General features: G+C 61.1%; 3 protein-coding genes. 2 read left to right on the top strand and 1 reads right to left on the bottom strand.

Translation table 11 applies throughout. The features are described from left to right. On the bottom strand, positions 1-1,019 hold a 1,019-nt coding region (locus tag ABI213_RS05295; RefSeq protein ID WP_348026323.1), incomplete at its 3' end, for a M48 family metallopeptidase. Between the two features lie 200 nt (positions 1,020-1,219). On the opposite strand from ABI213_RS05295, the gene orn reads away from it, so the two are divergent. Both orn and ABI213_RS05285 read left to right on the top strand, forming a co-directional pair. Next, positions 1,220-1,807 carry an oligoribonuclease gene (orn, locus tag ABI213_RS05290; protein WP_348008892.1) on the top strand — a complete coding sequence of 196 codons (588 nt, stop codon included), beginning with the start codon at positions 1,220-1,222 and terminating at the stop codon, positions 1,805-1,807. 208 nt (positions 1,808-2,015) lie between these two features. Further along, on the top strand, positions 2,016-3,733 hold a 1,718-nt coding region (locus tag ABI213_RS05285; protein ID WP_348026321.1), incomplete at its 3' end, for a DEAD/DEAH box helicase.

The raw sequence follows: 3,733 nt of genomic DNA, 5'->3' as shown, positions 1-3,733 counted from the left end.
GCGTCGTTGGGTGCGCCTGACATATTCGGGATCACGCTCAGGCCGGTGTAGAACCACACCTGGGTGGACAGCCAACCCAGCAGCGCAAAGCCCAGCAGGCTGAAGGCAAACATGGTGGCGATGCGTTGGATGATGTGCTTGTGCTTGAAGTGGCCGAGTTCGTGGGCCAGCACGGCATCCACCTCGGCGGGGGCCAGCTTGGCCAGCAGGGTGTCGTAAAACACCACGCGCTTGGCCGCACCGAATCCGGTGAAGTAGGCGTTGGCATGCGCGCTGCGCTTGCTGCCGTCCATCACAAACAGGCCTTTGGCGGCAAAGCCGCAGCGCTGCATCAGGGCGGTGACGCGGGCTTTCAAGCTCTCGTCTTCTAGCGGCTTGAATTTGTTGAACAGCGGGGCGATGAAGGTCGGGTAGACCATCAACAGCAGCAGGTTGATGCCCATCCAGGCGCTCCAGGCCCACAGCCACCAGCGGGGGCCAGCGGTGCCCATCAGCCACAGAATCAAGGCGGCAATCGGCAGGCCGATCACGGCACCCACCAGGCTGGACTTGAGCATGTCGCCCAGCCACAGTTTCAAGGTGGTTTTGTTGAAGCCAAAGCGCTCCTCAATCACAAAGGTCTGGTAGAGCGACAGGGGGATGTCGATCAGCCCGCTGATCAGCACAAAACCCACCAGCACGGCCAGTTGCTGCAGCATGCCGCCACCCAGCCAGGCCAGCAGGCTTTGGTTCAGCAGATTCAGGCCACCCAATAGTGTCCAACCCATCAGCACCGCGGTGCCCAGGGAGAGCTCTAGCAGGCCGATGCGGGCCTTGGTGATGGTGTAGTCGGCAGCCTTTTGGTTGGCGGCCAGGGTGATGCTGCTGGCGAAGGCGGCGGGCACGGTAGGGCGGTGCTGGGCCACGTGGCGGATCTGGCGCGAGGCCAGCCACATCTTGACCAAAATGGTGATCAACAACAGGGTGGCAAAGCCCAGGCTCAGAGCCAAAGACGGGGAAAAAGGAGCGGAATCTTGCATGGGCGGGAGTGTAGGGCAACGCCGAACAAGTCGCTCGCGGTCCGCGCATCCCTGGCCTCGGGCGGTCTGCTGCGTTGCACATCCTCGCCATAGCGAGGCTATGTCTGCGATGTGCGCCTTGCATCCCATCCCGATCCAGGGCGCGCAGCCTCGCGGGGGCTTGTTCGGTGTCGCCCAGGCCATCGGTGACAATGCGCCCTATGGCTGAAATCAACACCCTATCCCCTGTATTGCTGGCTAAATCGGACCAAAACCTGATCTGGCTGGACTGTGAAATGACCGGCCTGGACCCGGAGGTCGAACGCCTGATCGAGATCGCCGTGGTCGTCACCGGGCCTAACCTGGAGCCTCGTATTGAGGGCCCGGTGCTGGTCATCCACCAATCGGATGCTTTGCTGGACCAGATGGATGCCTGGAACAAGGGTACGCACGGCCGCAGCGGCCTGATCGACAAGGTCAAAGCCGCCACGCTCACCGAAGCCGAGGCCGAGGCACAGATCATCGCCTTTCTGGCCCAGTACATCCCCAAGGGCACCTCGCCGATGTGTGGCAACAGCATCGGCCAGGACCGGCGCTTTCTGGCCAAGTACATGCCCAAGCTGGAGGCCTTTTGCCACTACCGCAACTTGGACGTGAGCACTTTGAAAGAGCTGGCCAAACGCTGGCGGCCCGAGGTGGCGGCGGCCTTCAAAAAACAGCAAGCCCATACCGCGTTGGCCGATGTGCATGAATCAATTGAGGAACTTGTGCACTACCGCACACACTTTTTGAAGATGACTGCCGATTAAATTAGGTGGAAACCCGAATCCGGGCTATAATTCGAGGCTGCACTAGAAATGATTTAGTGCACTTTGCACATCTCCCTTCACTCATCTGGTACACAAAGTTGTACCAACTAATGCCTCCTAAGGCATTAGCTCCGTTTGATGGTTGATGTTATTTAACCATTTACGGGGCGCACCGCAGCCTTTGCGGTGTCTCTGTGTGAGTAATTAAATGAACGACTCTTTTGATGTCGCAGGCGACTTTTCGCCCGCAGTAGACTTTTCCTCTTCCAACGACACCTTCGTGACCGAAACTTTGCTGTCCGTCGAAGGCGTGGACACCGCAGTGGCCGCTGAAGCCGACGCTGCTCCCGCATTGCCTAACGGCTTTGTGACCCTGGGCCTGGCCCCTGAGCTGGTGCAAGCCGTGGCCGACCTGGGTTACACCCAGCCTACCGCTGTGCAAATGCAAACCATCCCCATGGCCATGCAAGGCGAGTCCGCTCGTTTTGTCGACCTGATGGTGTCCAGCCAAACCGGTAGCGGCAAAACCGCTGCTTTCCTGCTGCCCGTGCTGCACACCTTGCTGAAACAGCAAGCCGAAGCCGAAGCCGCTGAGCGCGCTGAATACGAAGCCGCCGTAGCCGAAGCCGCAGCCAATGGCGAACCCGCTCCCAAGCGCGCCAAGCGCAAAGACCCCACCAATGCCCGCAACTTCAAGGCCGCCACCCCCGGCGCCCTGATTTTGTGCCCCACCCGCGAGCTGGCCCAGCAAGTGGCCCACGACGCGATTGGCCTGGTGGCCCATTGCCGTGGCCTGCGCGTGGCCAACGTGGTCGGCGGTATGCCTTACCAGTTGCAAATTGCCAAGCTGCAAAACGCCAACCTGGTGGTTGCCACCCCAGGCCGTTTGCTCGACTTGCAGCGTTCGCAGCAAATCAAGCTGGACCAGGTGCAATTCCTGGTGGTGGACGAAGCCGACCGTATGCTCGACCTGGGCTTCTCGGACGACCTCGCCGATGTCAACCAAATGACCATTGGCCGCAAGCAAACCATGATGTTCAGCGCCACCTTCGCGCCGCGCATCCAGCAACTGGCCCAGCGTGTGATGCGCGAACCCCAGCGCGTGACCATCGACAGCCCGCAAGAAAAGCACCAGAACATCAAGCAAATCCTGTTCTGGGCCGACAACGCCCAGCACAAGCGCAAGCTGCTGGACCACTGGCTGCGTGATACCTCGATTGCCCAGGCCATCGTGTTTGCCAGCACCCAGATCGAGTGCGACGGCCTAGCCGCCGACCTGCACCAAGAAGGCTTTAGCGCCGTTGCATTGCACGGTGCCCTGAGCCAAGGTCTGCGTAACCGCCGCCTGATGGCCCTGCGCCAAGGCCAGGTGCAAATCCTGGTGGCAACCGATGTGGCTGCCCGTGGTATTGACGTGCCTAGCATCAGCCACGTGTTCAACTTTGGTTTGCCGATGAAGGCCGAAGACTACACCCACCGTATTGGCCGTACCGGCCGTGCGGGCCGCGACGGTATCGCCGTCACGTTCGCTGAAATGCGCGACCGTCGCAAGATTTTCGACATCGAAAGCTACAGCCACCAGCAGTTCAAGGCAGAAGTGATTCCCGGTATGGAGCCACAACAGCGCCAACCTGATTCGCGTCCTCCACGCAGCGGTGGTGGTGGTTTCGGTGGCCGTGATGGCGCACCCCGTGGCCGCAGCTTCGGTCCTTCGCCGCGTGGTGACTTTGCTCCCCGTGGCGACCGCGGTGGTTTCGGTGGTGGCGATCGCGGTGGCAACGGTGGCGGCTTCGGCGGCGACCGTGGTGGCAACCGCGACGGCGGTGGCTATGGTGGCGCCAGCGGTTTTAACGACCGCAACAGCCGTCCTCCAGCCCGTACCGGTGGCTTCCAGGGCAACCGTGACAACGGCGGCGGCTTTGGTGG

The organism is Rhodoferax sp. (assembly GCF_039922535.1).
Taxonomy (GTDB): Bacteria; Pseudomonadota; Gammaproteobacteria; order Burkholderiales; family Burkholderiaceae_C; genus Rhodoferax_B.
This window is presented reverse-complemented; position numbering and strand designations above follow the sequence as displayed.